This is a genomic window from Agromyces sp. H66 (genome assembly GCF_004959775.1).
GTDB lineage: Bacteria > Actinomycetota > Actinomycetes > Actinomycetales > Microbacteriaceae > Agromyces.
This window is the reverse complement of the sequence record NZ_SJZG01000017.1, coordinates 14,808-39,190: the sequence shown is the minus strand read 5'-3', so window position 1 is coordinate 39,190 and position 24,383 is coordinate 14,808. Positions and strand designations below refer to the sequence as shown.

27 protein-coding genes and 1 tRNA gene are annotated in these 24,383 nt (G+C 71.5%); 14 read left to right on the top strand and 14 right to left on the bottom strand.

Annotation, left to right across the window (positions count from 1 at the left end; translation table 11 throughout):
• Positions 1–80 precede the first annotated feature (80 nt).
• Positions 81–686: a hypothetical protein gene (locus tag EZM51_RS20725; protein ID WP_169053996.1), complete on the top strand. Its 606-nt coding sequence runs from the start codon at positions 81–83 to the stop codon at positions 684–686.
• On the top strand, positions 683–1,204 hold the full coding sequence (locus EZM51_RS19305) for an RNA polymerase sigma factor (protein WP_169053995.1): 522 nt from the start codon (positions 683–685) through the stop codon (positions 1,202–1,204). The genes EZM51_RS20725 and EZM51_RS19305 overlap by 4 nt, the downstream gene beginning before the upstream one ends.
• A 73-nt stretch (positions 1,205–1,277) precedes the next feature.
• Here the strand turns inward: EZM51_RS19305 and EZM51_RS19300 are convergent, their stop codons facing one another.
• A complete protein-coding gene (locus tag EZM51_RS19300) occupies positions 1,278–1,850 on the bottom strand; it encodes an Lrp/AsnC family transcriptional regulator (RefSeq protein WP_136709940.1) in 573 nt (190 codons plus the stop codon).
• Positions 1,851–1,980: 130 nt separating this feature from the next.
• Between EZM51_RS19300 and ald the strand changes: the two genes are divergently transcribed.
• A complete protein-coding gene (gene ald, locus EZM51_RS19295; protein WP_136709939.1) occupies positions 1,981–3,081 on the top strand; it encodes an alanine dehydrogenase in 1,101 nt (366 codons plus the stop codon).
• Positions 3,082–3,173: 92 nt separating this feature from the next.
• Here the strand turns inward: ald and EZM51_RS19290 are convergent, their stop codons facing one another.
• Both EZM51_RS19290 and EZM51_RS19285 read right to left on the bottom strand, forming a co-directional pair.
• The gene (locus tag EZM51_RS19290) at positions 3,174–3,473 is read right to left on the bottom strand and encodes a metal-sensitive transcriptional regulator (protein WP_136709938.1); all 300 of its coding nucleotides are present in this window, start codon (positions 3,471–3,473) and stop codon (positions 3,174–3,176) included.
• The gene (locus EZM51_RS19285; protein ID WP_136709937.1) at positions 3,470–3,829 is read right to left on the bottom strand and encodes a rhodanese-like domain-containing protein; all 360 of its coding nucleotides are present in this window, start codon (positions 3,827–3,829) and stop codon (positions 3,470–3,472) included. The genes EZM51_RS19290 and EZM51_RS19285 overlap by 4 nt, the downstream gene beginning before the upstream one ends.
• A 182-nt stretch (positions 3,830–4,011) precedes the next feature.
• Between EZM51_RS19285 and EZM51_RS19280 the strand changes: the two genes are divergently transcribed.
• Positions 4,012–7,689, top strand: coding sequence for an ATP-binding protein (locus EZM51_RS19280; RefSeq protein ID WP_169054002.1), 3,678 nt, complete (start codon positions 4,012–4,014; stop codon positions 7,687–7,689).
• Positions 7,686–7,892, top strand: coding sequence for a hypothetical protein (locus EZM51_RS19275; RefSeq protein ID WP_136709935.1), 207 nt, complete (start codon positions 7,686–7,688; stop codon positions 7,890–7,892). Before EZM51_RS19280 ends, EZM51_RS19275 begins: the two co-directional genes overlap by 4 nt.
• A 12-nt stretch (positions 7,893–7,904) precedes the next feature.
• Here EZM51_RS19275 and mscL read toward each other — a convergent pair whose 3' ends face one another.
• Genes mscL through EZM51_RS19260 form a run of 3 tightly spaced genes read right to left on the bottom strand, consistent with a single transcriptional unit; the run spans position 7,905 to position 9,326 of the window.
• Positions 7,905–8,339 carry a large conductance mechanosensitive channel protein MscL gene (mscL, locus tag EZM51_RS19270; protein ID WP_136709979.1) on the bottom strand — a complete coding sequence of 145 codons (435 nt, stop codon included), beginning with the start codon at positions 8,337–8,339 and terminating at the stop codon, positions 7,905–7,907.
• Between the two features lie 28 nt (positions 8,340–8,367).
• Positions 8,368–8,718, bottom strand: a complete 351-nt coding sequence (locus EZM51_RS19265; protein WP_136709934.1) for an FmdB family zinc ribbon protein — start codon at positions 8,716–8,718, stop codon at positions 8,368–8,370.
• Positions 8,719–8,747: 29 nt separating this feature from the next.
• Positions 8,748–9,326 carry a 5-formyltetrahydrofolate cyclo-ligase gene (locus tag EZM51_RS19260; RefSeq protein WP_136709933.1) on the bottom strand — a complete coding sequence of 193 codons (579 nt, stop codon included), beginning with the start codon at positions 9,324–9,326 and terminating at the stop codon, positions 8,748–8,750.
• Between the two features lie 75 nt (positions 9,327–9,401).
• Between EZM51_RS19260 and galU the strand changes: the two genes are divergently transcribed.
• From galU to EZM51_RS19240, 4 genes are all read left to right on the top strand, one after another.
• The gene (galU, locus tag EZM51_RS19255) at positions 9,402–10,301 is read left to right on the top strand and encodes a UTP--glucose-1-phosphate uridylyltransferase GalU (protein WP_136709932.1); all 900 of its coding nucleotides are present in this window, start codon (positions 9,402–9,404) and stop codon (positions 10,299–10,301) included.
• A 1-nt stretch (position 10,302) separates the two neighbouring features.
• Positions 10,303–10,965, top strand: a complete 663-nt coding sequence (locus EZM51_RS19250; RefSeq protein ID WP_136709931.1) for a GNAT family protein — start codon at positions 10,303–10,305, stop codon at positions 10,963–10,965.
• A 52-nt stretch (positions 10,966–11,017) separates the two neighbouring features.
• Positions 11,018–12,094, top strand: coding sequence for a hypothetical protein (locus EZM51_RS19245; RefSeq protein ID WP_136709930.1), 1,077 nt, complete (start codon positions 11,018–11,020; stop codon positions 12,092–12,094).
• Between the two features lie 54 nt (positions 12,095–12,148).
• Positions 12,149–12,221 (top strand) — tRNA-Ala (locus EZM51_RS19240).
• Positions 12,222–12,293: 72 nt separating this feature from the next.
• Here the strand turns inward: EZM51_RS19240 and EZM51_RS19235 are convergent.
• On the bottom strand, positions 12,294–13,109 hold the full coding sequence (locus EZM51_RS19235; protein ID WP_136709929.1) for an SMP-30/gluconolactonase/LRE family protein: 816 nt from the start codon (positions 13,107–13,109) through the stop codon (positions 12,294–12,296).
• A gap of 110 nt (positions 13,110–13,219) precedes the next feature.
• The gene (locus EZM51_RS19230) at positions 13,220–14,185 is read right to left on the bottom strand and encodes an SDR family NAD(P)-dependent oxidoreductase (protein WP_169053994.1); all 966 of its coding nucleotides are present in this window, start codon (positions 14,183–14,185) and stop codon (positions 13,220–13,222) included.
• Positions 14,186–14,240: 55 nt separating this feature from the next.
• Between EZM51_RS19230 and EZM51_RS19225 the strand changes: the two genes are divergently transcribed.
• Positions 14,241–14,822 carry a TetR/AcrR family transcriptional regulator gene (locus tag EZM51_RS19225; RefSeq protein ID WP_136709927.1) on the top strand — a complete coding sequence of 194 codons (582 nt, stop codon included), beginning with the start codon at positions 14,241–14,243 and terminating at the stop codon, positions 14,820–14,822.
• 38 nt (positions 14,823–14,860) lie between these two features.
• Here the strand turns inward: EZM51_RS19225 and EZM51_RS19220 are convergent, their stop codons facing one another.
• Entirely contained in the window at positions 14,861–15,496 is a 636-nt protein-coding gene (locus EZM51_RS19220; RefSeq protein ID WP_169053993.1) for a LysE family transporter, read from the bottom strand.
• A 70-nt stretch (positions 15,497–15,566) separates the two neighbouring features.
• Here EZM51_RS19220 and EZM51_RS19215 point away from each other — a divergent pair, with 70 nt between their 5' ends.
• A complete protein-coding gene (locus EZM51_RS19215; protein ID WP_136709925.1) occupies positions 15,567–16,022 on the top strand; it encodes an Lrp/AsnC family transcriptional regulator in 456 nt (151 codons plus the stop codon).
• Between the two features lie 15 nt (positions 16,023–16,037).
• Here the strand turns inward: EZM51_RS19215 and EZM51_RS19210 are convergent, their stop codons facing one another.
• From EZM51_RS19210 to EZM51_RS19200, 3 genes are all read right to left on the bottom strand, one after another.
• Entirely contained in the window at positions 16,038–16,364 is a 327-nt protein-coding gene (locus tag EZM51_RS19210) for an Lsr2 family protein (RefSeq protein WP_136709924.1), read from the bottom strand.
• A gap of 127 nt (positions 16,365–16,491) precedes the next feature.
• The gene (locus EZM51_RS19205) at positions 16,492–17,250 is read right to left on the bottom strand and encodes a 5'/3'-nucleotidase SurE (RefSeq protein WP_136709923.1); all 759 of its coding nucleotides are present in this window, start codon (positions 17,248–17,250) and stop codon (positions 16,492–16,494) included.
• Positions 17,247–18,227 (bottom strand): PfkB family carbohydrate kinase, encoded by a 981-nt coding sequence (locus tag EZM51_RS19200; protein WP_211195992.1) that lies wholly within the window; start codon positions 18,225–18,227, stop codon positions 17,247–17,249. Before EZM51_RS19200 ends, EZM51_RS19205 begins: the two co-directional genes overlap by 4 nt.
• Before the next feature lie 179 nt (positions 18,228–18,406).
• On the opposite strand from EZM51_RS19200, the gene EZM51_RS19195 reads away from it, so the two are divergent.
• On the top strand, positions 18,407–19,882 hold the full coding sequence (locus tag EZM51_RS19195; protein ID WP_136709922.1) for an MFS transporter: 1,476 nt from the start codon (positions 18,407–18,409) through the stop codon (positions 19,880–19,882).
• Positions 19,883–19,940: 58 nt separating this feature from the next.
• Here the strand turns inward: EZM51_RS19195 and EZM51_RS19190 are convergent, their stop codons facing one another.
• Complete coding sequence (locus EZM51_RS19190) at positions 19,941–20,636, bottom strand: DNA alkylation repair protein (RefSeq protein ID WP_136709921.1); 696 nt, start codon at positions 20,634–20,636, stop codon at positions 19,941–19,943.
• Positions 20,637–20,819: 183 nt separating this feature from the next.
• Between EZM51_RS19190 and EZM51_RS19185 the strand changes: the two genes are divergently transcribed.
• The gene (locus tag EZM51_RS19185; protein WP_136709920.1) at positions 20,820–22,208 is read left to right on the top strand and encodes an HNH endonuclease signature motif containing protein; all 1,389 of its coding nucleotides are present in this window, start codon (positions 20,820–20,822) and stop codon (positions 22,206–22,208) included.
• A 71-nt stretch (positions 22,209–22,279) separates the two neighbouring features.
• Here EZM51_RS19185 and EZM51_RS19180 read toward each other — a convergent pair whose 3' ends face one another.
• Complete coding sequence (locus tag EZM51_RS19180) at positions 22,280–22,939, bottom strand: NAD(P)-binding domain-containing protein (RefSeq protein ID WP_169053992.1); 660 nt, start codon at positions 22,937–22,939, stop codon at positions 22,280–22,282.
• A 261-nt stretch (positions 22,940–23,200) separates the two neighbouring features.
• Between EZM51_RS19180 and EZM51_RS19175 the strand changes: the two genes are divergently transcribed.
• Entirely contained in the window at positions 23,201–24,328 is a 1,128-nt protein-coding gene (locus tag EZM51_RS19175; protein WP_136709918.1) for an LLM class flavin-dependent oxidoreductase, read from the top strand.
• Positions 24,329–24,383 lie beyond the last annotated feature (55 nt).

Sequence of the window (24,383 nt, the reverse complement as noted above, 5' to 3'; positions counted from 1 at the left end):
ACCATGCAGATCCGGACTTGGACGCGCCGGTTCCAGCCGGACATGTACTCGGTGAAGGACATCGTCACGGGAGGAATCGGATGAACGACGCTGAGCTGAGAGAGGCCCACCGTGCTGCGGCGCCACTGGTGGCGCCGCGGGATGAACGGATGGCCGCGCTGCTCGACGCTGTCGTGTCCGAGCGAGTCCGGCTTCGTCGGCGGGGTCGACGGCGCCTCTTCCTGGGGGTGGCGAGTTTCGCGCTGATGCTGGGCGGAACGGGCGCCGCGCTGGCCGTCCCGGGGGTCCAGGAGTGGTGGTTCGGGTTCAGTCCTGACCGTACCGATCAGTGGACCAACGACACCCGGCAGACCTGCCAGGCCAGCTACATCGTCGGTCCGATACCCGGTGTCTCCGACACCGACCCGGCTGTACTCGCGGCTCGGGAGACCTTGGAAGGCATCGACTTCGAGTCGGTCGCGATCGACGAGGCCGTGCTGAAGCGAGGACGTGAGATGGCCGCCGAAGCGCTCGCGGCGGCCGAGCAGAAGGGACAGCCCACCCGCGACATGTGGTTCAACGACCCGGATGCGTGGGCGATCTTCGAGGCCATCCCGGAAATCGTGTTCGACGGGGTGAAGGAACAGGGGCTGGATCCTTCCCGAGTCAGTCTGGAAGGCGGATTCGACTGCGGCGGCCCGAAGTGAGCGCGCGTGACCGCGCTCAAGACCGCCGATTCGAGACCGCCGTTCGGCAGAACGTCTCAGACATCCTGGCGTACCTCGAACGACGGATCGACCCCGCCGCTGACGCCGCTGACATCCTCAGCGATGCGCTCTTCACAGCATGGAAGAAGCGGGCAGACATGCCATTCGACGATGCAGCGCTGCGGCCGTGGCTCTTCGCGTTCGCGCGCAACACCCTGCTGAACGCGCGACGAGCCGCCCGTCGGCGAACGGCGGCAACGAACGAACTCAGGAACTTCCTCACCCAATCCCAGTCCGGCACGAAGCCGTCGACCGAGGGGGCGGTGGAGATCCGCATGGCCGTCGCGAAGCTGCCCGACGACCACAGGGAACTCATCGAACTCGTGCATTGGGAGGGCCTCTCGGTGGCTGAGGCAGCGAACGTTCTCGATATCCCACCGTCGACGGCGCGATCAAGGTACGCAACAGCGAAGCGGCTGCTTCTGGCGGTGCTCGATCCGGCGGGAACCGCGGTCTGAGCGCGCTCCGGTCGCGTCGTCTCATCGAGCGGGCCGGCGAGGAGTGCCGGCATCCGCCCGGGGCGTGCCGCGGCTACAGCACGGTGCGCAGCCCTGCCGACATGGCGGTGTGGTGCTCGAACACCAGGTTGGTCTCGGTGAGGGCGACGGCCGGGTTCGCCGAGAGGTTGTTCAGCACGAACTGTCGCACGTGCTCGCTGTCGCGGACGCGCACGTGGATGAGGAAGTCCTCTGATCCGCCGAGGAAGAAGAGCTGCGCGACCTCGGGCTGGGTGCGCAGGTCGTCGGAGATCTGCTCCATGAGGTGACGGGCGCCGGGGCGGATGCGCACGCTCACGAGCGCCTGCAGGGTGAATCCGAGCGCGAGCGGGTTGATCTCGGCGGTGTACCTCGTGATGACACCGCGCTCGCGGAGGGAGCGCACCCGGGCGAGGCAGGTCGACGGGGAGACGCCCACGGCCCGGGCGAGGTCGACGTTGGGGATTCGGGCGTTCTCGTGCAGGAGGGCGATGATCTGTCGGTCGATCGCGTCGAGTGCGATGGGACCGGATGCCCCGGCGGACGTGCCGGCGGGCGCGCCGACGTCGGACGTCCGCACGGGCCGGCGGCCGTCGGTGGCCTCGCTGATCTGCGGCAGATCGCCCATTCCGGGCCTCGCTTTCGAATGTGTGCGGTGAATCCCGGCAGTCTACCGAATTCCATGCGGTTGTGCTTTGCGTTCGGCGAACAACCGGCGACGATGGAATCACACATCCACACAGCATTCGGAGTCCACCATGCGCATCGGCGTGCCTGCAGAGATCAAGAACAACGAATTCCGCGTCGCGATGACGCCCGCGGGCGTGCACGCACTCGCGCACCGCGGCCACGACGTCGCGATCCAGGCGGGCGCGGGCCTCGGCGCGGGCTACCTCGACGCCGAGTACGCCGCGGCCGGCGCGACGATCGTCGAGACGGCCGCCGAGGCGTGGGCGGCCGAACTCGTCATGAAGGTCAAGGAGCCCATCGCGAGCGAGTACGGCTTCCTCCGTGAAGACCTCACGCTCTTCACCTACCTGCATCTCGCGGCCGACCTGCCGCTCACGCGGGCGCTCCTCGATTCGGGTGCCACGGCCATCGCGTACGAGACCGTGCAGCTGCCCGACCGGTCGCTGCCCCTCTTGACCCCCATGAGCGAGGTCGCCGGCCGGCTCGCGCCTCAGGTCGGCGCCGCCGAACTGCACGCGTCGAAGGGCGGCCGCGGCGTGCTCCTCGCCGGGGTGCCCGGCACGAGCCCCGCGAAGGTCGTCGTCATCGGCGGCGGCGTCGCCGGCGAGCAGGCGGCCGCGACCGCCATGGGTCTCGGCGCCGACGTGACGGTCATCGACATCTCGCTGCCGAAGCTGCGTGAGATCGACGCGCGCTACGACCACCGCATCAAGACGCTCGCCTCGTCGCCGTACGAGGTCGCTCGTCAGCTTCGCGACGCCGACCTCGTGATCGGCGCCGTGCTCGTACCCGGGGCGGCCGCGCCGAAGGTCGTGACCGACGAGATGGTCGCCACGATGAAGCAGGGGGCGGTGCTCGTCGACATCGCGATCGACCAGGGTGGTTGCTTCGAGGGCTCGCGGCCCACGACGCACGCCGAGCCGACCTTCCGCGTGCACGACGCGATCTACTACTGCGTCGCGAACATGCCCGGCGCCGTGCCGGCGACCTCGACGCCCGCGCTCACGAACGCCACCCTCCCGTATGCGCTGAAGATCGCCGACCTCGGCTGGGAGCAGGCGCTCGCCGCCGACCCCGCGCTCGCCCTCGGCCTGAACGTCACGGCCGGCCGGCTCGTCAACGAGGGTGTCGCGCGCGCCCACGGCCTGGAGCTGCAGGCGGCGGGCTGACGCGGCCCGCGCCGACGCCGCTCACGCCGACGGCCCGGGTCTCGCAGGAGACCCGGGCCGTCGTGGGTGCCCGCATGCCGGGCGCCCGTGGTTCAGGAAAGGGTGAGGAAGAGCTTCTCGAGCTCCTCGACCGTCATGCGGTTCGGGTCGTCGGCGTCGCCGCTGGGCTCGGTGAGGCACTCGCGCATCGCGTTCGAGATGATCGCGAAGCCGGCCTTGTCGAGCGCGCTCGACACGGCCGACAGCTGCGTGACGACGGTGCGGCAGTCGCCGCCCGACTCCACGGCGTCGATGACCGCGTTGAGCTGGCCGCGTGCGCGCTTCAGGCGGTTGAGGATGCGCCGGTCCGCGTCATCCGTCGCCGTGGCGGTGGTGGTCTCGATGGTGCTCATGCTGCGCTCCCCAGGGTGACGGGCAGACCATCGCCGTACCAGCGGGTGATGCCGCCGTCGATGTTCACGGCGTCGAAGCCCTCGGACTCGAGGAACTGCGTCGCCCGGGCACTGCGGCCGCCGGCGTGGCACATGACATAGACCGTGCGGTCGCGCGGCACCTCGTCGAGACGGGCGGGAAGGGTGCCGAGCGGGATGTGGTGGGCGCCGGGCACGCTCGCCTGGGCGACCTCATCGTGTTCGCGGACGTCGATGATGTAGGCGTGGGAGATGGACTGCATCGCGGGTGCCTCCTGGATCGGACGGTGGCCGGTGATCGATTGTACGGCGGGGAGCGTCGCGCTATGCTGACGCATACCCCAAGGGTATCAGGATACCCCCGGGGTATCAAACCTCCGGTCGATGCGGCGATGCTCCCGGGAATCCGAGCGAATCAACGTATGGTGTCGGTGTGTGGCGGCTCGATCGGGATCATGACGAGGGGGGCATCCTCCGGCCCCGGACGGATGCCGCAGCCGAACGACTCACCCCGAAGCCCATGCGCACCGACATCACCAGCCCAGAAGCACTGAGCCTCGGCGATCCCGAACTCGTCGCCGGCAACGTCGCCGAGCCCACGTGGCGGCGCTGGCAGGGGGAGCTCGCCGCGGTCGGCGGGCGCTCGCCGCTCGTGCGGTTCGACGACACGACCCGAACGCGGATCGAGCTCTCCACGACGCATCCCGGCGGCCTGCCGCAGTTCATCACCGGCAAGTCGACCCTGCTCTCGAGCCTCATCCGCGACGAGCTCGCGCTGCGCAACGCACGGCTCGCCGCCGCCGAGATCACGCAGAAGGGCATCGAGTTGCGGTCGGTGCGCGGCATCGAGTCGGTGCACCTGGCGATCGGCCTCGCATCGTGGCGCAACGCCGGCGAGGAATACCTGGCTCCGGTGCTGCTCCGGCCGCTCGCGATCCGCCGCTACGGTCGGGACTTCGAGCTGAAGCTCAAGGGCCAGCCGTTCCTCAATCCCGCGCTCGCCCGCGAGCTCCGGGAGCAGTTCCGCATCACGCTCGACGCCGAGGCGTTCGTCGCGCTCGCCATCACGAACGGCGTGTTCAAGCCGCAGCCCGTCATCGACCGGCTGCGCGGGCTCACGTCGCACCTGCCGTGGTTCCACGTGGCGCCGCGACTCGTGGTCTCCTCGTTCGCCGAGGTCGGACCGGCGATGGCCGCGGATGTCGCGCGCCTCGACCATCCCGTCATCGACGCGATCGCCGGCAACCCGGCGGCGCGTGCCGCGCTCGCCGAACGCAACGAGCCCGTGCGCCCGGTGCCGCAGGACGAACGGCCGCCGTCGACCGACACCCTCCTGCTCGACGCCGACTCCGAGCAGGAGCAGGTGATCGCGCAGATCGAATCCGGGTCCTCGCTGGTCGTGAAGACCCTCCCGGGCACGGGCGGCACGCAGACGATCGTCAACGCCATCGGCGCGCTCGTCGCGAAGGACAAGCGCGTGCTCGTCGTGGGCGCCCGACGAGCCAGCCTCGACGGCATCGCCCACCGGCTCGGCCAGGTCGGCCTCGGCGGCGCCGCCGTGACGACCGCGACCCTGCGCCGTGACCTCATCCAGTCCATCTCCCGCAACGAGAAGGCCGAGCGGCCCCGCGTCGCCGACGTCGACGACGCCCTCGTGCGGTTGCGCAAGGTGCTGCTCGACTACCGCTCGGCGCTCACCCGCCGCGACCCCGAGCTGCGGGTGTCGGTGCTCGACGCGCTGGGCGAACTCGCACGGCTCGCCCAGTCGGAGGATGCGCCTTCGACCACCGCGCGTCTCGACCACGCGTCGCTCGTCGCGCTCGCCGAGGGTCGCGACCAGGTCGCGCGCGACCTCGCGAGGGCCGCCGAGCTCGGCGAGTTCCGCTACGGGCCCGGTGACTCGCCGTGGTACGGGGCCTCGTTCACCTCCTCCGACGAGGCGATCCACGCGCACGAGCTCGCCAAGCGCCTGAGCGGCACCGAGTTGCCGCGGCTCCTGGAGCGCGGCCGTGCGCTCATCGCGCAGACGCGGCTGCGACCGTTCGAGTCCGTCGCCGAGCTCGGGGTGTTCCTGCGACTGCTGCTCGACGTGCGCGAGACGCTCGACCGATTCGTGCCGTCGGTGTACGACCGTCCCCTCGGCGAGCTCATCGCCGCGACGAGTTCGCGGCGCGACTCGCCCGGCATGTCGGGTTCGAACCGCCGGCGGCTGCGGCGTCTCGCGCTCGAGTACGTGCGGCCCGGCGTGCACGTCACCGACCTCAACGCGGCGCTTCGCGGCATCCAGCAGCAGCGCACCCTGTGGCATCGGTACTCCGAGGCCGGCGCCATCCCCGGGGTCCCCGTTGGCATCGACGACGTGTACGTCGCGTATCGCACGGTCGCCACCGATCTCGCCGCGCTCGACGCGCCACTCGGTGTCGTGGGCACGCAGCGCCAGCTCGCCGCCCGCCCGGTGCGAGAGCTGGTCTCCGCCCTCGAGGGACTCGCCGCCGAGTCCGAAGTGCTCATGAACCTCCAGGAGCGCACCGCCGTGCTCTCGCGGCTCCGCGACCTTGGACTCGACCCGCTCCTGGTCGACCTCGCGAAGCGCCACGTGCCCGAGCGGTTCGTGGCCGACGAGCTCGAACTCGCGTGGTGGCAGTCCGTGCTCGAGCGCATGCTCGCGAGCGACAAGGCGCTGCTCGGCGCCAACACGACCGTGCTCGACCGCCTCGAGGCCGACTTCCGGCTCGTCGACGAGGCTCACGCGTCGGCGGCCGGTCCGCAGCTCGCGTGGCACCTCGCCGAGAACTGGAAGGTCGGGCTCGTCGACCACCCCGATGAAGCGAACCGACTGAAGCGGATGCTCCGGGGCGACCGGGTGCGGCCGGGGGCACTGCACCACGACACCCCGCAGCTGTTCCGCGCCCTCGCGCCGGTGTGGCTCGCGTCGCCCTACGAGGTCCCCGAGATCGACGACGGGATCGTGTTCGACACGGTCATCCTCGTCGACGCAGGGTCGACGACCATCGCCGAGAACCTCGGCGCTATCCGGCGCGCCAAGCAGGTCGTCGCGTTCGGCGACCCCGTCACGCAGACCCCCACGCTGTTCGAGACCGCCATCGACGACGGCGACGCGCAGCCGGCGGGCTCGACCGAGCACGGCGTCGACGCGCTGCACGCCGACTCCGCGTTGGCACGGCTCGGAGAGCTGCTGCCGACGCTCACCCTCACGCGGAGTTACCGCGCGGGCGGGGAGGACCTCGCCGAGCTGGTGAACCGCCGCTTCTACGCGGGCCGCATCACGTCGCTGCCGTGGGCCGGCAGCTTCCTCGGGCACGGCAGCCTCGGACTGCACTACGTGCGCGGCAACGGCCTGCCCGACGCCGTGACGGGCACCGTGGAGTCGATCGACTCCGAGGTGGCGAAGGTCGTCGAGCTCGTCATGGAGCACGCCGTCAAGCGTCCCCGCGAGTCGCTCATGGTCATCACCGCGAGCGCCAGGCACGCCGCGCGCGTGCACCAGGCCGTACTCGCGGCGTTCGCCAAGCGCACCGACCTGTCCGACTTCATCCTCAAGGACCGCGCGGAGCCGTTCACGGTGCTCACGCTCGAGCAGGCCGTCGCGCAGAGCCGCGACCGGGTCATCTTCTCGGTGGGCTACGGGCGCACCCCGCACGGACGCCTGCTGTCGAACTTCGGTGCGCTCGGGGAGCCGGGCGGCGACCGCCTGCTCGCCGTCGCCATGACCCGCGCTCGGCGCTCGATGGATCTCGTCTCGGCCTTCCGTCCCGAGGACATCGACGAGGACCGGCAGTCGCACGGCGTCCTCGCGCTCGCGGCGATCCTCTCGCAGACCGAGGAGCGCGCCGCGGAGGAGGACGCGCGTCCCACCGGCGAGTCGATGCTCGACGATCTCGCGGCGCGGCTCGACCGCCGCGGCATCCGGGTCAGCGTCGGCCATCGCGGCCGGCTCGCCCTGGCCGCCGCCCACGCGGGCAAGGCCGTCGTCGTCGAGACCGACGAGGCGTTCACGGGGCTCAGCCTGCGCGAGTCGCTCCGGCTCCGGCCCGACGTGCTTCGACGCCTCGGCTGGCACTACCTGCGAGTGCACAGCTTCGAGCTCTTCGGCAACCCCGAGGCGGTCGCCGTGCGGGTCGCCACCCTGCTCGGCAGGCCCGAGCCGGGGGCATCGACGGATGCCGCGGCCGGATGACGACCGACGAACCCAGGCAGCGGGTGGAGCGTGCCGGAACGGGACGGCGAGCGCGTCTCACGCCGGCGCCGGGCACGGATGTCGCGCCCGAGGCGCCCACCCCGTCGACCGGTGACGCCGAGGAGCTCGGCACGAAGCCGAAGCGGCGGCGCGGGTCATCCGACGACGAACGGATCACGCGGGAGCGACCGCCGCACTGGTGACGGACGCGGGCCTCAGTCCGGGCGCCTGCCCGCCCCCTCGCCCTGCGCGGCGAGCAGGTCGCGGATCTCGGCGAGCAGGGTGAGCTCGCTCTCGGGCTCATCGGGATCGGGGGCGCCGGCATTGCGCTTCTGCTCGGTGCGGTGCTTCAGCGTGTTCATCGGCAGCACGAAGACGAAGTAGACCACGGTGGCCACGATGAGGAACGCGATGATCGCGCCGAGCACGGCGCCGAAGCGCACCTCGGCGACCTCCCCCCGCAGGGTCGGGATCTCGAGCACCATCGCCGTGTCGAGGCTGTCGGCGCGGAAGATCACGCCGATCAACGGGTTGATCAGGTTGGTCACGATCGAGTTCACCACCGCGGTGAACGCGGCGCCGATCACGACCGCGACGGCCAGCTCGATCACGTTGCCGCGGAGGATGAACTCCTTGAAGCCCTTGAACATCGACGCCCCTCGTCTCACGCCGCGATGGCTACGCCGCGCTCGGCGACGACCCCGAACCCGAACCCGAGCCCGAACCCGAACCCGAACCCGAACCCGAACCCGAACCCGAGCTCGCGGACGAGCCGGAGCCGCCCGACGACGAGCCCGACGAGCCGCTGCCCGACGAGGCATCCGACCCGCCGGAGCCCGACGAGTCGCCGCCGCTGCGCGAGTCGGTGCGGTAGAAGCCCGACCCGTTGAACGTCACGCCGATGGTGTTGAACAGCTTGCGCAGGCGGCCGCCGCACACGTCGCACACCGTGAGGGCGTCGTCGGTGAAGGCCTGGTGGATGTCGAACGCGTTGTCGCATTCGGTGCAGCGGTAGGAATAGGTGGGCATGGTGACTCTTCCGGATCGAGGGTGCGCCGTCAGAACGCGATGATGCGCGTGGGCGTCACGACCCCGTTCACGGGTTGGTCGTGCACCTCGCGCGGCACCCGCTCGACGAACTCGCTGTCGAAGACGACGGCGTACACCGGAGGACATTTTCCCATCGAACCGAGGGTCTTGTCGAAATAGCCGCGACCCCAGCCGAGCCGCATGCCCGTCGCGTCCACCGCCGCGGCCGGCACGAGGATCAGGTCGACGTCGTTGATCGCCATCGGCCCGAGCAGTTCGCCGCCCGGGTGGCTGGTGCCGTACAGCCCCAGCTCCACGGTCTCGTCTTCGCCGACGGTCCAGTCGAGCAGGCCGTCTTCGCGGGTCACCGGGAACAGCACGCGGATGCCACGGGCCTCCGCCCACTCCACGAACGGCCTGGTGTCCGGCTCGGTCGGCATCGAGAGGAAGCACGACAGCGACTCGGCGCCGGTCGAGCCCACGATCTCCTCGAGCCGCGCGGTGAGGCCCTCGGTGGCCTGCTCCCGTTCGTGGGCGGGCATGTTCTGCCGGCGCTCCCGGATCTCGGCACGGAGGATGCGCTTCTGGACATCCGGATCGGCGGGCATGCCAGCCATCCTAGGACGGTCTGTCGGTCGCCGAGCCACTGCGCCCCGCCGTGACATCCGGATACGCTGAGACGCATGACTCATCGGATCACCAAGGCCGTCATCCCCGCAGCGGGGCTCGGCACCAGGTTCCTCCCGGCGACCAAGGCGATGCCGAAGGAGATGTTGCCCGTCGTCGACAAGCCGGCCATCCAGTACGTCGTCGAGGAGGCCGTTCGCGCGGGCCTCACCGATGTGCTCATGATCACCGGACGCAACAAGAACGCGCTCGAGAACCACTTCGACCGGGTGGCCGAGCTCGAGGCCACGCTCGAGGCGAAGGGCGACACCGCCAAGCTCGAGAAGGTCAACGAGTCCACCGACATGGCCGACATGCACTACGTGCGCCAGGGCGACCCGCGCGGGCTCGGGCACGCGGTGCTGCGGGCGCGCATGCACGTCAACGACGAGCCGTTCGCGGTGCTCCTCGGCGACGACATCATCGACGAGCGGGACGTGCTCCTCACCCGCATGCTCGACGAGCAGGACCGGCGGGACGCATCCATCGTCGCGCTGCTGGAGGTCGACCCCGACAGCATCCACCTCTACGGCGCCGCCGCCGTCGAGGCCACCGACGAACCCGACGTGGTGCGCATCACCGGCCTCGTCGAGAAGCCCTCGAAGGACGTCGCCCCCTCGAACTACGCGGTCATCGGCCGCTACGTGCTGAAGCCCGAGGTGTTCGACGTCCTCGAGCACACCGAGCCGGGCAAGGGCGGCGAGATCCAGCTCACCGACGCGCTCATGGAGATGGCGGGCGACGTCGAGGGCACGGGCGGGGTCTATGGGGTGGTCTTCCGCGGACGCCGCTACGACACGGGCGACAAGCTCGACTACATCAAGGCCGTGATCCAGCTCGCCAGCGACCGAGAGGACCTCGGCCCCGAGCTGAAGCCCTGGCTCGTGCAGTACGTCGCCGGACTCGACCGGACCTGAGATGGCGGCCGCCACGATCCCCACGTTGCGTGACGGGGACGTCACGCTCCGGCCGATCCGTGCGCGCGACGCGAAGGCCCTCGAGCGCGTGCTCCTCGACAACCGGGGGTGGCTGCGCCAGTGGGAGGCCACGTACCCGGGCGGCGGGTCCGTCATCGACACGCGCGCGAGCATCCGCAACCTCCTCGCGCACGCGCGCAGCGGTCACGCGCTGCCGTTCGCCATCGAGCTCGACGGCGAGCTCGTCGGCCAGTTGAACGTCTCCTCGATCGCCTTCGGCTCCCTCTCGTCGGCGACCATCGGGTACTGGGTGGCGCGGTCGGTCGCCGGTCGGGGCATCACGCCGACCGCGGTCGCGCTCGCCACCGACTACTGCTTCTCGACGCTGCGCCTGCACCGCATGGAGATCTGCATCCGGCCCGAGAACCATCCGTCGCTGCGCGTCGTCGAGAAGCTCGGGTTCCGCTACGAGGGTCTCCGGCGCCGGTTCATCCACATCAACGGAGACTGGCGCGACCACTTCGCGTTCGCCCTCGTCGCCGAGGAGGTGCCGCGCGGCGTGCTCCGACGATGGCGGGAGGGACGCGTCCCGGCGGACGCCGCGCGCGTGACCGCCGAGGACCTGGCGGCCTCGGCGTCACCGCTGCGCCACGCCGATCGCTGAACACGCGTGCACGCAGCCGGGCCGAACGCCCGGCGTGACCTAGCGTTGTGCCATGGACGTGATCGGCGGGGGAGTGCTCGTGGCGGCAGCCGCGGCGCTCTGGATCGCGTACCTCCTGCCGAGCTGGTTGCGCCGGCGCCAGTACCTCGCGACGGAGCGCAATGCCGTGCGGCTCCAGCAGACCCTGCGGATCCTCGCCGAGACCGCCGAGACCCCCGAGCCGGTGCGCGTCGAGGCCACCGCCCGCGAGGTCGCGACGCAGCAGCGCATCCTGCACGAACACGAGCAGGCGGTGCGCCTCGCGGCCGAGGCGGCCGAGCAGCTCGCCATCGCCGAGCGCCGGGCCGCCGAGGAGGCGGCCGAGGCCGCGCGTGAGCTGGCGGCATCCGTTCGCGCGCCCGTCACCGAGCCCGTCGCGGTCGTGACGACGGCGGCGGATGCCCCGTCCGCGTCGGCGGCGACCGATGCGGCGAGGGTGGATGCCGCGAAGGCGCGTCGCGCGTTGCGCCGCCGCCGTGGCCGCTTCTCGCTGCTGCTGCTCGCGTCGCTCCTGACGGTCGTCGGAGGGCTGATCGCCGCGGCGTTCGGCGCCTCGCTCCTCATCGCGGGGGGCGGCGCACTCGGCATGGTCGTGGCGTTCGCCGGCCTGGTGCGTCTCGCGAGGGTGCGGGTGCCGCGGATGGCGTCGGCGCCGGTCGTGACGCCCGACGCCGAGCCGTTCGAGCCGATCGACCTGTCCGAGCCGCAGGACGAGGAGCACGGCTGGACGCCGCAGCCGCTGCCGAAGCCGCTGCACCTGTCGCGCGGCACCATCGCCGCGATGGCGATGGCCTCGATGGAGGAGGCGGCGGAGCTGAAGCGCGCGGCCGTCGACGCCGAGGTCGCACGCCGCGCCGACGAACTCGAGCCGCCGGTGCCCTCGATCGCTCCGGCGGCGACGGCGCAGCGCGCCGAGTCGCCCGGCGAACGGGTCGGTGCGGATGCCCGGAGGGCCGTGTCCGACGCCACGGACGAGCGCCGCACTGCCGACCCGGCGAGCCCCTACGCGCGCATGGGCATCGTCGACGACGCGCGTCCCGCGTTCGACGACCTCGACGCCGTGCTGCGTCGCCGCCGGCAGGTCGGTTGAACCCCGGCGGTGGTCCGAACCACCCCCCGAGGAGTGATAGGCTCGTTGTCGCTCGGGCCCATGGCGCAGTTGGTAGCGCGTCTCGTTCGCAATGAGAAGGTCGGGGGTTCGAATCCCCCTGGGTCCACGTTGTGAAGCCCCGGCCATCGGCCGGGGCTTCACGTGTTCCGTCGGTCAGCTGCGTTCCCGAGGCGCCGGTTCACGGTCTCCCGGCGCCGGGCGCGGGCGCTGGGATGCTCATCACCCGTCCGGTGCGTTCGGATGATTCGGCTCCGCCCCAGGCCTGCCCGACGATGTACAGGCGCGGGTCCTCCCCCCGGCTGAGCGCACAGGCGAAGGCGCCGCGGTCCAGTTCGGCCGTGGCCAGCACCTCGCCGCCCTCCCGCACCCGCACGCAGTGCCGGTTGCCGACGTCGGCGTACCACACCGCACCATCGGCATCGATGCAGATCCCGTCCGGGTGGTCGCCGGGCGTCGGCGCCCACGTCCGGCGACCGGTCAGACCACCGTCCGTGCCGATGTCGTATGCCGTGAGTCGACCGGCGTAGGACTCGGCGACGATGAGGGTCGCACCGTCGGGCGTGATCGCCATCCCGTTCGGGAACGCGAGGTCGTCGGCGACCCGTCGGACGTCGCCGTCCGGCGTGACGAGCGCGATCAGGCCCGGCGCGAACGCTCCGTCCGGGAAGTCGAAGCCGATGCAGTTGACATAGGCATTGCCGTGGTCGTCGACCACGATGTCGTTCCAGGGTTTCTCCGACAGCCCGGAGAGGTCCGCATGCCGTGTCATCGACCCGTCAGCCTCGCGGCGTAGCAGCCGTCGCTGCGCCGAGTCCACCACGAGCAGGCTGCCGTCGCGGAGGAAGTCGATGCACATCGGGAACGACGGGACGGTCACCACGACCTCGTGGCCGCCCTCCGGGTCGACCGCGATCACCTGGTTCGCGCCCCAGTCGGAGAACCAGAGCCGTCCGTCGTGCCAGCGCGGTGATTCGCCGAACACGATTCCCTCCATCAGGACGTCGATGGTACGCACTGATCACCTGCCTTTCGCGTTGTCTTCTTTCAGACATGTCGGAGCAGGCGCCGGAGAATCGACACGATCGAAGCCCGTCCTCCGGTCGATCACCCCGACACGGTCGGATCCACCGCTCGGTCGGGGTGCCGCTCCTCGATCCACGAGAACAGCTCCTCCTGGCGCTCGCGATCGAACGTGCGCCCGGCGGGTCGCGTGACCTTCCCGATCTCGACGTATCCGTCATGCAGGTCGGCATGCCGGTCGCCCATCACGAGGTCGATCGCGTGTCGGGCCGTCGCGCGGGGTGTCGACGCCCCGGGCAGCAGCGCCATGGCGGGCATGACGTGCTCCCAGGTCCAGCGCACGTAGCCGGGCAGGTCGCGGACCAGGCCCGTACCCGGTACGAGTCCTGGGTCGTAGGTGTTCAGGCGGTGGCCGGATGCCTCGGCGCGGCGCGCCCACGCGTGCGCGAGGGTGACGAGGGCGAGCTTGCTCTCGGCGTAGGCCCGCCCGCCCGCGTGACGAGTGGCTCCCCGATCGGTGCGGTCGGTGCGGGCCAGCTCCTCGGGTGGCGCGGAGCGCGGTGACGGGACGAGGCCGAAGGAGTGGGCACGTCCCCGGTGGGTGCCCGATCCCATCAGCACCACGTGACCGCGTGGCGCGAGGATCGGCAGGATGCCCCGCACGAGCGCGTGCTGTGCCACGACGTCCACGGCGAAGGTCTGTTCGATGCCCTGCGCGCTCGTGCCGCGACGGTCGCCGAACTGGGCGCCGGCGCTGAGCATCGCGGCGTTCGGAGCGGCGACCTCGCCGCCGGCGATGCGGTCGCGGAGCTGCTGGAGTGCCGCATCGACCGAATCGAGATCGGCGAGGTCGATCGTGATGCCGACGGCGTCTCTGCCTGCCGCGCGGGCACGCCCGACCACGCGGTCGAGCGCGTGCGGGTCGCGTGCGAGCAGGACGAGCCTCGGGCGCGCCGGGTGGTCGATCAGTCGATCGAGCATCTCGGCGCCGATGCCGCGGGTCGGCCCGGTGAGCAGTACGGTGGGGGAGTTGATGTCATGATCTGTCATGACTCGAGTCTGCATGATGTCAGATCATGACACAAGGGTTCGCTAGCATGATCCCATGCCCCGCTGGCCCGCCGACTCTCGCGCGCGACTCGCCGACGCCGCGCTCGAGCTGTTCTCGGAGCACGGCTACTCGGGTGTCACCATCGACGACATCGCCGAGCGAGCCGGGGTGACCGCACGAACCTTCTTCCGGCAGTTCCGCGACAAGGAGGAGGTGCTGTTCGCCGACGACGACCTGCTGCTCCCCGCGCTGCTCGAGACCATCGCGGAGCCGACGGGACCGACCGCCGCCGAGCAACTGATGGAACGGGCACTCGTCGGCCTCGCCGGGCGGATGCAGCCGGCGCGCGATTCGCTGCGCCAGCGTCAGGCGATCATCGATTCGGAGGTCGCGCTCACGGGCCGCGAGCTCGCGAAGCAGGCCCGATGGCAGCAGGCGATCAGCGCCGCGCTCGTCGAGCGCGGCTTCGACCCGGGCGACGCAGGCCTGCTCGCCGCGATCGGCTTCGCGTTGTTCCGGCGCGAGCTGCACGAGTGGCTCGCCGACCCGTCGGACGACCCTCTGCCGCTGGCGGATCGCATCCGTGACGCGCTGCCGTCCGTGCGCACCGTGTTGGACGCATCCACGCACGGCTGAGTGACGCGTCGGCGGGATGGACCGACCGTGACGGCCGTCTACCCCAGCGTGAGGCCGCTGACGGCGACCATGCCGCCCAGCGCGACGATGAGGATCGATGCGACGATGCCGATGATCTCCGTGGCCCGGGGGTTCAGCGATCGGCCGAACAGCGATCCGACGGACGCGAGTACCAGCTGCCACGCGAGCGAGGACGCGCCGACCGCGACCACGAAGACGACCGGTCCGATCGGCGACGTGCTGTGGGTCGTGATCGCTCCGGCGAGGGCGACGAAGTACACGAGCGTCAACGGATTGATCGCCGTGAGCCCGACGAACCTCAGGAACGCCGCGAACGGAGCCGTCGGCTCCGCAACCGCTGCCTGCGCTGACCGCCGCCGCACGGCCATCACGAGCTGCCGTACGCCGATCGCGAGGATCACCAGGCCGGAGACGATGAGGAACGCACCGCGATGGGATTCGACGAGCGGCGCGAACGTCGCGCCGACGAGGGCCGCGACGGCGCAGTACGCCGCGTCGACGATCGCCACCCCGATGGCCGCCGACGCCGCGACGCGGAAGCCGTTGACGAGTCCCTCGCGCAGGAGGAGCGCGCCGATCGCGCCCAGGGGCATGGCGACACCGAGGCCGGCGACGACCCCGGCTCCGGCGGACAGGAGGATCTCATCGAACACATCGTCCAGTCTCGCGGACGCGCCCTTGGCACACCGCGATCCTTGTTGTTCGACGTCTAGAATGAGCGGCATGGACGCCATCGACGAGCAGATTCTCGGTCTACTGCAAGAGGACGCTCGCCGATCGTTCAGCGACCTCGGGCGTCGCGTCGGCCTCAGCACGAACGCGACCGCGGCGCGGGTGCGGCGCATGGAGGAGGACGGCACCATTCTCGGCTACACGGTGCTCACGGGCGGCGCGGCCCTCGGACCGCGGGGCGGACTCGAGGTGTTCATCGACGTTCGCCTCGACAGCGAGACCGACTACGACGACTTCACGGCCGCCATCGAGCCCATGGGCCAGATCGTCGAGGCGATTCACCTGACCGGGCCGTTCGACTACCTGCTCCGCGCCTACGCCCCCGACACGGGCGACCTGGACGCGCTGCTGCGGCGACTCAAGAGAGACTGCGGCGCGGCGCAGACGCAGACGCGGGTCGCCCTGCGGCCGACCCGTGTTCCCGCGCCGTCTCGCCGGGCCGGCTGAACCGCCGGCCGCGCGCTACGCGTTGGCGGCGAGATACCGCTCGTGCACCGCTGCCGGGATCCGTCCGCGCGCCGGCACGTCGATGCCGTTCGCCTCGGCCCAGGCGCGGATCTCCTTCGACGTGGCGGTCGTCGCACTGCTGCGTCGCCCACCTCGCCCTCCTCGCCGAGACGCCGTGCGCGCCGCGTCGACGTACGGCCGCAGGGCCGCGCGGAACGAGGCCGCGTTGTCCGCGGAGAGGTCGATCTCGTAGTTCGTGCCGTCGATGGCGAATGCGACGGTCTCGTCGGCGTCGCTGCCGTCTAAGTCGTCCACCAGCGTGACAACGGTCTTCGTGGCCAATGCCGCGTTCCTCTCGTCGCTGAGTCCGGTCCTGCCTGAAGCATAGTCGCGACGGCCCCCGATCGGCCGGACGCGCGCCGACCGACCGGCCCAGCGGGCCGTTCCACTCCGCACGTCGCCGCGCGCTTCACCTTCCCGCGGTCGGGATGGCCTCGGGAATCGGCGCCTCGCCGACGGCCGTGATCGCGGTGAGTGTCGGATGCCCCGTCGCGAGGATCGCCGCGTCGCTTCGCGGATCGAGTTCTCCCTCGAGGTCGGCGACGGTGAGTCGCACCTCGCCCTCGCCGTGCTCGGTCGCGGTGGTCTGCACGATGCCGAACGGGGCGAGCGTCGCCGGTCGTGGCATGAGGTCGCCGGCGCTCACGTGGTTCGGGACGTTGAGGTTCAGCACGGTGCCCGGCGCGCACTCGAGGAGCACGCGCAGGATCCGGCGTGAGAGCCGCGCCGCCGCGTCCCACTCGTGCGTCTGCGGATGCAGGCCCACGTCGAGCGACACGGCCAGGCCTCGTGCGCCGTTCGAGCCGCCGGTGAGGGCGGCGCCGACGGTGCCGGAGTGCAGGATCGCGTGTCCGACGTTCGCCCCGCGGTTGACGCCGGAGAGCACCGCGTCGGGCGCCGGGCCGAACGCGCCGTGCGCCGCGATGAGCGCGATGAGGGCGGGAGCGGCGTGCACGGCGTAGCACGGCACCTCGAGTCCGTCGATGGTGCGACGGTCCATGTGGATGCGACCGTCGTGCTCGGCGCCGATGATCGACGCACTCGATCCGCTGGATTCCGAGGCCGGCGCCGCGACGACGACCTCGAGGCCCTCCGCCGACGCCGCCAGGGCGAGGGCGTGCAGGCCCGGTGACTCGATGCCGTCGTCGTTGGTGATGAGGACCCTCATGGCCGGTCCACCTCCGTGCGTGAGGCGAGTTCGTCGAGCGTGACCATCTCGGCCTCATCGTCGTCGAGGGGGACCAGTTCGACATGCTCGCGCAGTCGGCGGATGGCCTCGGCGTCGCCGGTTCCGAGCCCGTGCCGGGTCACGTTGAGGGCACCGGCGGCGACGCCGATCCGCACGGCGTCGTGGAGCGGCTCGCCGTCGGCAAGGGCGGCGACGAGGGCCGCCGTGAACGAGTCGCCGGCGCCGCGCACGTCCACCTCCTCCATCGCGGGCACACGGACCGCGTGCGTCGAGCCCGCCTCGACGAGGAGCGCGGGCCGGTCCGAGCGGGTGACGACGACGTTGTGGGCCCCGGCCTGCCGCAGTCGTCGGGCGGCCGCCACGAGCTCCGGCACCGATGTGCCCGTGACCGCGCCCGCGTCGACGAGTTCGTCCTGGCTCACCTTCGCGACGTGCACGCCGCCCGCGAGCGCTGCCGCGAGCCGGGTGCCCGCGAGATCGGCGACGACGGGGATCCCGGCGGCCGCGAGGTCGGCGGCGAGGCGCCGGTACACGTCGTCGGGCAGGACGCCGTCGGTCGCGGGCCCGCTGAGCAGCACCACGCGCGCGTTCATCGCCTCCCGGAGCACCACGGCGTACAGCTCGTCGAGATCGTGTCGCGTCAGTGCGTCACCGGGAAGCTCCGCCACCGGTTCGCGCTGCCCGGCACGGCGGTCGTGCACGTAGGCGGCGCCGTGCCCGGCGCGCTCGACGGCGTGCACCTCGATACCCTCGTCCTCGAGCAGGTGTCGCACCGCGCGGCCCGTCTCGCCGATCAGGGCGGCGCAGATCGCGACATCCCTCCCGAGCGTGCGCAGCATCCGCGCCTGCCAGACGCCCTGCCCGCCCGCGTGAACGTGGATGTCCGCACTGCCCGCCTCATCCTCGAGCGTCACCGTGAGCAGCGGCGACGGGGCGAAGACCACCACATCGGCCATGGGAATCACCTCGGTTCGGAGGTTACGCCCGGCGCACGACAGCGGGAACCGGGTACCCATCGGCCCCGGGGGAGCATAGAATCGCCGGCCGGCGCCCTTCCGGGCCCGGCAGGGCGCCCGCGTTCCACCCTCCGGGAGGCGCCCGGGCGGCTCGCGCGGGCAGGCATATGGTGGAGGGGATGTCGCAGCCGCCCACCGAGGAGATCCCACTCGATCCCGCGAAGCGGTGGCGCGCCTTCTGGGTGTGCGTCGCGGTGGCCGCGCTCACGATCCTGGACCTCACCAAGGTCAACGTGGCGCTCCCGTCGATCCAGGACGCGTTCGACTCGACCTCGACGGAACTGCAGCTGATCGTCGTCGGCTACGTGCTCGCCTTCGGCCTCACGCTCGTGCCGGCCGGCCGCATCGGCGACCAATGGTCGCGGCGCGCCCTCTTCGTGATCGGGCTCACGCTCTTCACGCTCACGAGCCTCGCGTGCGCGCTGGCGCCGAGCTCGGGCGTGCTCCTCGTCGCGAGGCTCCTGCAGGGCGTGGCGGCCGGCATCCAGATGCCGCAGGTCATCGGCCTCATCCAGCAGCTCTTCCGGGGCCCCGAGCGCGGGCGGGCGTTCGGGCTGTTCGGCGCGACGATCGGCATCTCCACGGCCTTCGGTCCGACGCTGGGCGGCCTCGCCATCGCGATCGGCGGGCCCGTCGACGGGTGGCGCGGGATCTTCTGGATGAACGTGCCGCTCTCGCTCATCGCGATCGGGCTGGCCGTCTGGCTCCTGCCCGTCACGCGACGGCGGTCGACCCGGCGGCTCGCGCTCGATCCGGTCGGGGTCCTGCTCTTCGGCGTCACGGTCGTGGCACTCATGTGGCCGTTCCTGTTCACCACCGGCTCGCCCGACGACAACCCGGCGAGGTGGTGGCTCCTCGTCGCCTTCCTCATCGCCGTCACGGCGTTCGTCGCATGGGAGCGCCACTACGCGGCATCCGGGAGGCATCCGCTCGTCCCGCTCACGCTGTTCGGAGTCGGCACCTACCGCAACGGCACGCTGCTCATCAGTTCGTACTTCGCTGCGCTCCCGGCGATGTTCCTGCTCACGACCCTCTACCTCCAGCACGGGCTCGGGCTCGCGCCGGTGTACGCCGGCATGGTGGGCATCGGCTTCGCGCTCATGAGCGCCGTCGGGTCGTGGCTCGGCGGACGCCTCGTGAACCGGCTGGGGCGCCCGCTGGTGGTCTGGGGGATCGTCGCGGTGCTCGGCGGCGTCGGGCTGCTCGTGCTGGCCGCGCTCGCGACGCCGCCCGGGATCACGCCGTGGGCGATGGCCGCGGCGATGACGATCGGCGGAATGGGCGGCGGGTTCGTGATCGCCCCGAACCAGACGCTCACCCTCGCCGACATCCCGGCCAGGCAGGGCGGACTCGCGGGCTCCGTCAACCAGCTCAGCCAGCGCGTCGGCACGGCCGTCGGCACCGCGGTGGGCCTGTCGCTGTTCTACTCCACGATCTACCGCGAGAACGGCTCGGCGGAGTCGGCCGATCTCACCGTGTACCACCACGCGTACGGCTTCGGCATGGTCTCGGTCGGGATCTTCCTCGCGATCGCGTTCGCCATCGGGGTGGCCGACCTCGGCGCTCGGCGGCGCAAGCGGCGCGCGCTCGGATGAACGCACCCGTCGGTCAGCGGATGCCGCGGGCATCCGTTCGCCGGCGCCGGGGGTGCGCTCAGCGGATCGCGAGGATGCGAGCGCGCTCGGGCGGGTCGTGATGCTCGATGGCGGCGCGCACGGCCACGCGCGGCATGGTCGGCGCGTGCCGTTCGACGAAGTCGGTCAGTCGGTCGCGGTCGATGTCGCCGGCCGCACGCAGCACCCAGCCGAGCGCCTTCTGCACGAGCGGCTCGGGGTCGTCGGCGAGCGTCTCGGCGAGGGCGTACGCGTCGTCGAGTTCACCGCGACGGATGAACGCGAACGTCGCGACGAGCGCCGTGCGGCGCTCCGGCCAGAATCCGGATGCCGCGAGCCGGGCGAGCGGGGCGCGATCGCGATCGAGCAGGTACCCGCCGACCACGTCGTGCGCGGCCAGGTCGACCAGATCCCAGTGGTCGATACGGTCGTGCCGGCGGAGGTAGAGCCCGTAGAGATCCTCGCGCCGCTCGTCGCCGGTCTTCCGGTGCGCCGCGGACTTGCCCATGATGCTGCACGCGAGCGCGCGCACCTCGTGCGTCGGCGCTTCCAGGAGGAGCTCGAGTTCGTCGGCGGGGAGGTCGAGGGCGGTCTTCGCGAGGTCGAAGACCGCGCCCATCCGCACGCCGATGAACGGCGCCTCGGGGTCGGGCGGGAAGTACCGTTCGTACTTCCGGCGCTCGTCGGCGCTCGCCATGCCCTCGAGCGTCGCGATCAGCTCCGCGGCATCCGTCATCCTGCGATCCCCTTCGAACTGCGTCGCGACCCAGCGTACGACTGCGTTCCGGCCCGGGACGGGCCTCTGCGCGACTCGTCCTCCACAGGCGTGGCGAGGTGGGAGTTCTCCACAGGTAAATGCCAGATCAGCGGCGATTTCCTCGGTCGTTCGAATGTCGGTAGGTGAGTGCATGATCGAAGCATGGACACCTTGGGCGCGCTCGAGCACGATCTCGACGTGCTGCGCGCCGAGTGGTCGGGGGCGTTGCCCGCGTTCGGGGCGCACTCGGGCGACGCGCAGGCCGAGGTCGAGCAGCTCAGCGATGCCGGGCTGGTGCGGGTGACCGACCGCCTGGCACGCCTGCGCCGTGATGCCGACGCGCTGCTGACGCGGGTGGCGGCGGAGGTCGCCCGGCGCTCGGGGCCCGAGTACGGCGAGGCAGGGCTGGCGAAGGCGCACGGGTTCCACAATCCGGTCAGGCTGGTCGCCGCGGCCACGGGCGGGTCCCGAGGGGACGCGGCCCGGCTGGTCGCGGTCGGCGTCGCCACGGCGGAACGGCAGAGCTTCAGCGGCGAGCGTCTCCCGTCGCGGCACCCGCATGTGGCGGGGGCGGTCGCGGCGGGCCGACTCAGCGTCGACGCGGCATCGGCGATCACGTCGATGCTCGACCGGGTCGCGATGCGCGCCGATCCGACGCTCGCCGACGCCACCGAGTCGGCGCTCGTCGGGCTCGCCTGCCGGGTGCCGCTCGAGGTGCTGCACCGCGGCGTGCGCGAGGCCGAGGCGCGACTCGACGCCGACGGCGTCGAACCCCGTGAGGAGCAACTCCGGGCCGAGCGGTCGCTCACCATCCGCGAAGACGGCAACGGGCTGGTGCACCTGCATGCCCGCCTGGATCCCGAGAGCGCTGCACCCGTGAAGGCGGCGATCGAGGCGCTCGTCGGCGACGCGCTTCGGCGCCGCGACCGCGGCCGGGCGGCGCCGGCGGTCGACGACACGCGCACGATCCCGCAGGTCCAGGCCGACGCGATCGCCGCCATCTGCCGGCACGCCCTCGGCTGCGAGCAGACCATCGCCCCGCTGGCGAAGGCGTCCGTCATCGTGCGGATGGATCTCGACACCCTCCGAGACGGCATCGGGCACGCACGTATCGATGGCATCGACCAGCCCATCTCCGCCGGCACCGCCCGCCGCATGTCCGCCGACGCCGAACTCATCCCCGCCGTGTTCGGCGGCGACAGCCTCCCCCTCGACCTGGGTCGCGGCGCACGCCTGTTCACCCGGGCGCAGCGCCTCGCGCTCGGCGAACGCGACGGCGGATGCGCCTCGTGCGGGCAGAACATCGGCTACGTCGACGCACACCACATCAGATGGTGGGAACGCGACACCGGTCCGACCGATCTCAGCAATGGGGTCATGCTCTGCTCGTTCTGCCACCACCGAATACACCGCGAAGGATGGGACATCCGCGCAACCCGAACCGAGGTCTGGTTCATCCCACCACCCCACGTGGACCCAGACCAGCGCCCACGCCTCGGGGGGCGCGCCAGGTTCGAACTCGACCCGGCCTCCGGTGAGGCCGCGGCGTGAGCGGTGGAGCGCCGGACGAACGTGCCCTCGAGCCGTCGGTGCGCCTCGCGCGCGGGCGGCGTCGGCCTGCGTCAGGCGGCGAGGTGACCCACAGGCATCAGGAGCCCGGCCAGTTCATGCGCCGAGAGCTCGCGACCGAAGGCGGGGTGCCCGGGCTCGAGCGCTCGCCCGTTGGCCAGTTCGCCGCCGTCGACGGCGTCGAAGCCGATGTCGTCGATGATGCGGGCGATCGCGGCCCGGGCCTCGGGGTCGTCGCCGACCACGGCGAGCGCGCGTCGCAGCGGCGAGCCGGGATCCATGGCGTCATCCTCCATCTCGTGGTAGCCGAGATGGTTGAGCGACTTCACGAGGCGGGCGAGCGGATTGCGCGCGGCGTTGATCTCGCTCGTCGTACGCTCGTCGGCATCGACGTCGGCGATGTGACCGTCGACGGGCGGCCAGTAGTTCGTGGCGTCGACGACGATGCGTCCGCCGAAGTCCGCCCAGGGCACGGTGCCGGCCTTTCCGAACGGCACGGCGACGATGATGACGTCGGAGGCGGCGACGAGTTCGTCGGGCGACGCCACGCGGGCGCCCGGTGCGACGACCGAGACGAGCAGGTCGAGCGCGGTCTGCCGCGGAGATCCGGCCATGAGCACGTCGTAGCCGGATGCCACGAGCAGTCGTGCCAGCGCGGTGCCGACCCGACCCGCCCCGAAGATCCCGACGACCGGCCGATCCGTCACGTCCATGTCTCCATTCTCGCCCGCAGATCGCATGCACGCGTGAGCATTCCTCGCGTCGACGTTCGAATTCGCATGCGTCGACATCATTCACGAACGCCCGGCGTCGGCGTCGCATTCCCGGGCCGTACGGAGGGGATCGCGCCGGTCGCACCGTGGGGCGGTCGCACCGAGCGGGGTCTGGGGAATAGTCTCGCGATGACGACGGTTCCGGTACCGCATGCGTTCGCATCGAACGCGGAGGCTTGGAACGCGGAGATGGGACAGGACATGGCTGGGCGCTACGAATTCGGGCTCGACACCTTCGGCGACGTGACGGAGGGACCCGACGGCACGCGCCTCTCGCACGCCCAGGTGCTGCGGAACGTCGTCGAGGAGGCGGTGCTCGCCGACCGCCTCGGTCTCGACTTCTTCGGCGTCGGCGAGCATCATCGCCACGAGTTCGCCGTGTCCGCGCCCGAGGTCGTGCTCGCCGCGATCGCCGGTCGCACCGAGCGCATCCACCTCGGTTCGGCGGTCACCGTGCTGAGCTCGGACGACCCGGTGCGCGTGTTCCAGCGCTTCGCGACGCTCGACGGGCTCTCGGGCGGACGCGCGGAGGTCATCCTCGGCCGCGGCTCGTTCATCGAGTCGTTCCCGCTGTTCGGCTACGAGCTCAGCCAGTACCAGGACCTCTTCGAGGAGAAGCTCAACCTCTTCGCCGCGCTGCTGCCGCAGGAGCCCGTGACGTGGTCGGGCGAGCTGCGTGCGCCCCTCACCGACCAGCTCGTCTACCCGCCCGTCGAACACGGCCGACTGAAGACCTGGGTGGGCGTCGGCGGCAGCCCCGAGTCGGTGGTGCGCGCCGCGAACTACGGACTCCCGCTCGTACTCGCCATCATCGGCGGCAGCCCGGCGCGCTTCACGCCGCTCGCCGACCTCTACCGGCGGGCGCTCGAACAGTTCGGCCATCCCGCCCAGCCGATCGCGGTGCACTCGCCCGGCTTCATCGCCGACAGCGACGACGAGGCTCTCGACACGCTCTGGCCGCACTACAAGGTGCTCATCGACCGTATCGGCCGCGAGCGCGGCTGGGGTCCCGTGAGCCGCGCGCACTTCGAGGACGAGGCGGGGCCGCAGGGCGCGCTCTTCGCCGGCGCCCCCGAGACGGTGGCGCCGAAGATCGCCGCCGCGATGCGGTCGATCGGCGCGACCCGCTTCGACCTCAAGTACTCCAACGGCACCCTGTCGCACGAGGCCCTCATGGGCAGCATCGAGCGCTACGCGACCGAGGTGGTGCCGCGCGTGCGGGAGCTCCTCGCCGAGGGGGAGGCCGCCGACTCCGAAACCGCCGCGGCCGATGCATCCGCCGCCGATCGGGCGGATGCCGCGGCCGCCGCCGAACACCCGGCCGAATGATCGACGGGCGTCACCGGCACCCGGGCCGCCCGGCGGATCCGTCGGGTCCGCCCGC

Excerpts from the sequence above, each read along its gene's own strand:
- EZM51_RS20725 (WP_169053996.1), top strand. The coding sequence starts at position 81 with ATGAACGACGCTGAGCTGAGAGAGGCCCACCGTGCTGCGGCGCCACTG.
- EZM51_RS19300 (WP_136709940.1), bottom strand. The coding sequence starts at position 1,850 with ATGGGCGATCTGCCGCAGATCAGCGAGGCCACCGACGGCCGCCGGCCC.
- ald (WP_136709939.1), top strand. The coding sequence starts at position 1,981 with ATGCGCATCGGCGTGCCTGCAGAGATCAAGAACAACGAATTCCGCGTC.
- EZM51_RS19290 (WP_136709938.1), bottom strand. The coding sequence starts at position 3,473 with ATGAGCACCATCGAGACCACCACCGCCACGGCGACGGATGACGCGGAC.
- EZM51_RS19285 (WP_136709937.1), bottom strand. The coding sequence starts at position 3,829 with ATGCGTCAGCATAGCGCGACGCTCCCCGCCGTACAATCGATCACCGGC.
- EZM51_RS19280 (WP_169054002.1), top strand. The coding sequence starts at position 4,012 with ATGCGCACCGACATCACCAGCCCAGAAGCACTGAGCCTCGGCGATCCC.
- EZM51_RS19275 (WP_136709935.1), top strand. The coding sequence starts at position 7,686 with ATGACGACCGACGAACCCAGGCAGCGGGTGGAGCGTGCCGGAACGGGA.
- mscL (WP_136709979.1), bottom strand. The coding sequence starts at position 8,339 with ATGTTCAAGGGCTTCAAGGAGTTCATCCTCCGCGGCAACGTGATCGAG.
- EZM51_RS19265 (WP_136709934.1), bottom strand. The coding sequence starts at position 8,718 with ATGCCCACCTATTCCTACCGCTGCACCGAATGCGACAACGCGTTCGAC.
- EZM51_RS19260 (WP_136709933.1), bottom strand. The coding sequence starts at position 9,326 with ATGCCCGCCGATCCGGATGTCCAGAAGCGCATCCTCCGTGCCGAGATC.
- galU (WP_136709932.1), top strand. The coding sequence starts at position 9,402 with ATGACTCATCGGATCACCAAGGCCGTCATCCCCGCAGCGGGGCTCGGC.
- EZM51_RS19250 (WP_136709931.1), top strand. The coding sequence starts at position 10,303 with ATGGCGGCCGCCACGATCCCCACGTTGCGTGACGGGGACGTCACGCTC.
- EZM51_RS19245 (WP_136709930.1), top strand. The coding sequence starts at position 11,018 with ATGGACGTGATCGGCGGGGGAGTGCTCGTGGCGGCAGCCGCGGCGCTC.
- EZM51_RS19235 (WP_136709929.1), bottom strand. The coding sequence starts at position 13,109 with ATGGAGGGAATCGTGTTCGGCGAATCACCGCGCTGGCACGACGGACGG.
- EZM51_RS19230 (WP_169053994.1), bottom strand. The coding sequence starts at position 14,185 with ATGACAGATCATGACATCAACTCCCCCACCGTACTGCTCACCGGGCCG.
- EZM51_RS19225 (WP_136709927.1), top strand. The coding sequence starts at position 14,241 with ATGCCCCGCTGGCCCGCCGACTCTCGCGCGCGACTCGCCGACGCCGCG.
- EZM51_RS19215 (WP_136709925.1), top strand. The coding sequence starts at position 15,567 with ATGGACGCCATCGACGAGCAGATTCTCGGTCTACTGCAAGAGGACGCT.
- EZM51_RS19205 (WP_136709923.1), bottom strand. The coding sequence starts at position 17,250 with ATGAGGGTCCTCATCACCAACGACGACGGCATCGAGTCACCGGGCCTG.
- EZM51_RS19200 (WP_211195992.1), bottom strand. The coding sequence starts at position 18,227 with ATGGCCGATGTGGTGGTCTTCGCCCCGTCGCCGCTGCTCACGGTGACG.
- EZM51_RS19195 (WP_136709922.1), top strand. The coding sequence starts at position 18,407 with ATGTCGCAGCCGCCCACCGAGGAGATCCCACTCGATCCCGCGAAGCGG.
- EZM51_RS19190 (WP_136709921.1), bottom strand. The coding sequence starts at position 20,636 with ATGACGGATGCCGCGGAGCTGATCGCGACGCTCGAGGGCATGGCGAGC.
- EZM51_RS19185 (WP_136709920.1), top strand. The coding sequence starts at position 20,820 with ATGGACACCTTGGGCGCGCTCGAGCACGATCTCGACGTGCTGCGCGCC.
- EZM51_RS19180 (WP_169053992.1), bottom strand. The coding sequence starts at position 22,939 with ATGGACGTGACGGATCGGCCGGTCGTCGGGATCTTCGGGGCGGGTCGG.
- EZM51_RS19175 (WP_136709918.1), top strand. The coding sequence starts at position 23,201 with ATGGCTGGGCGCTACGAATTCGGGCTCGACACCTTCGGCGACGTGACG.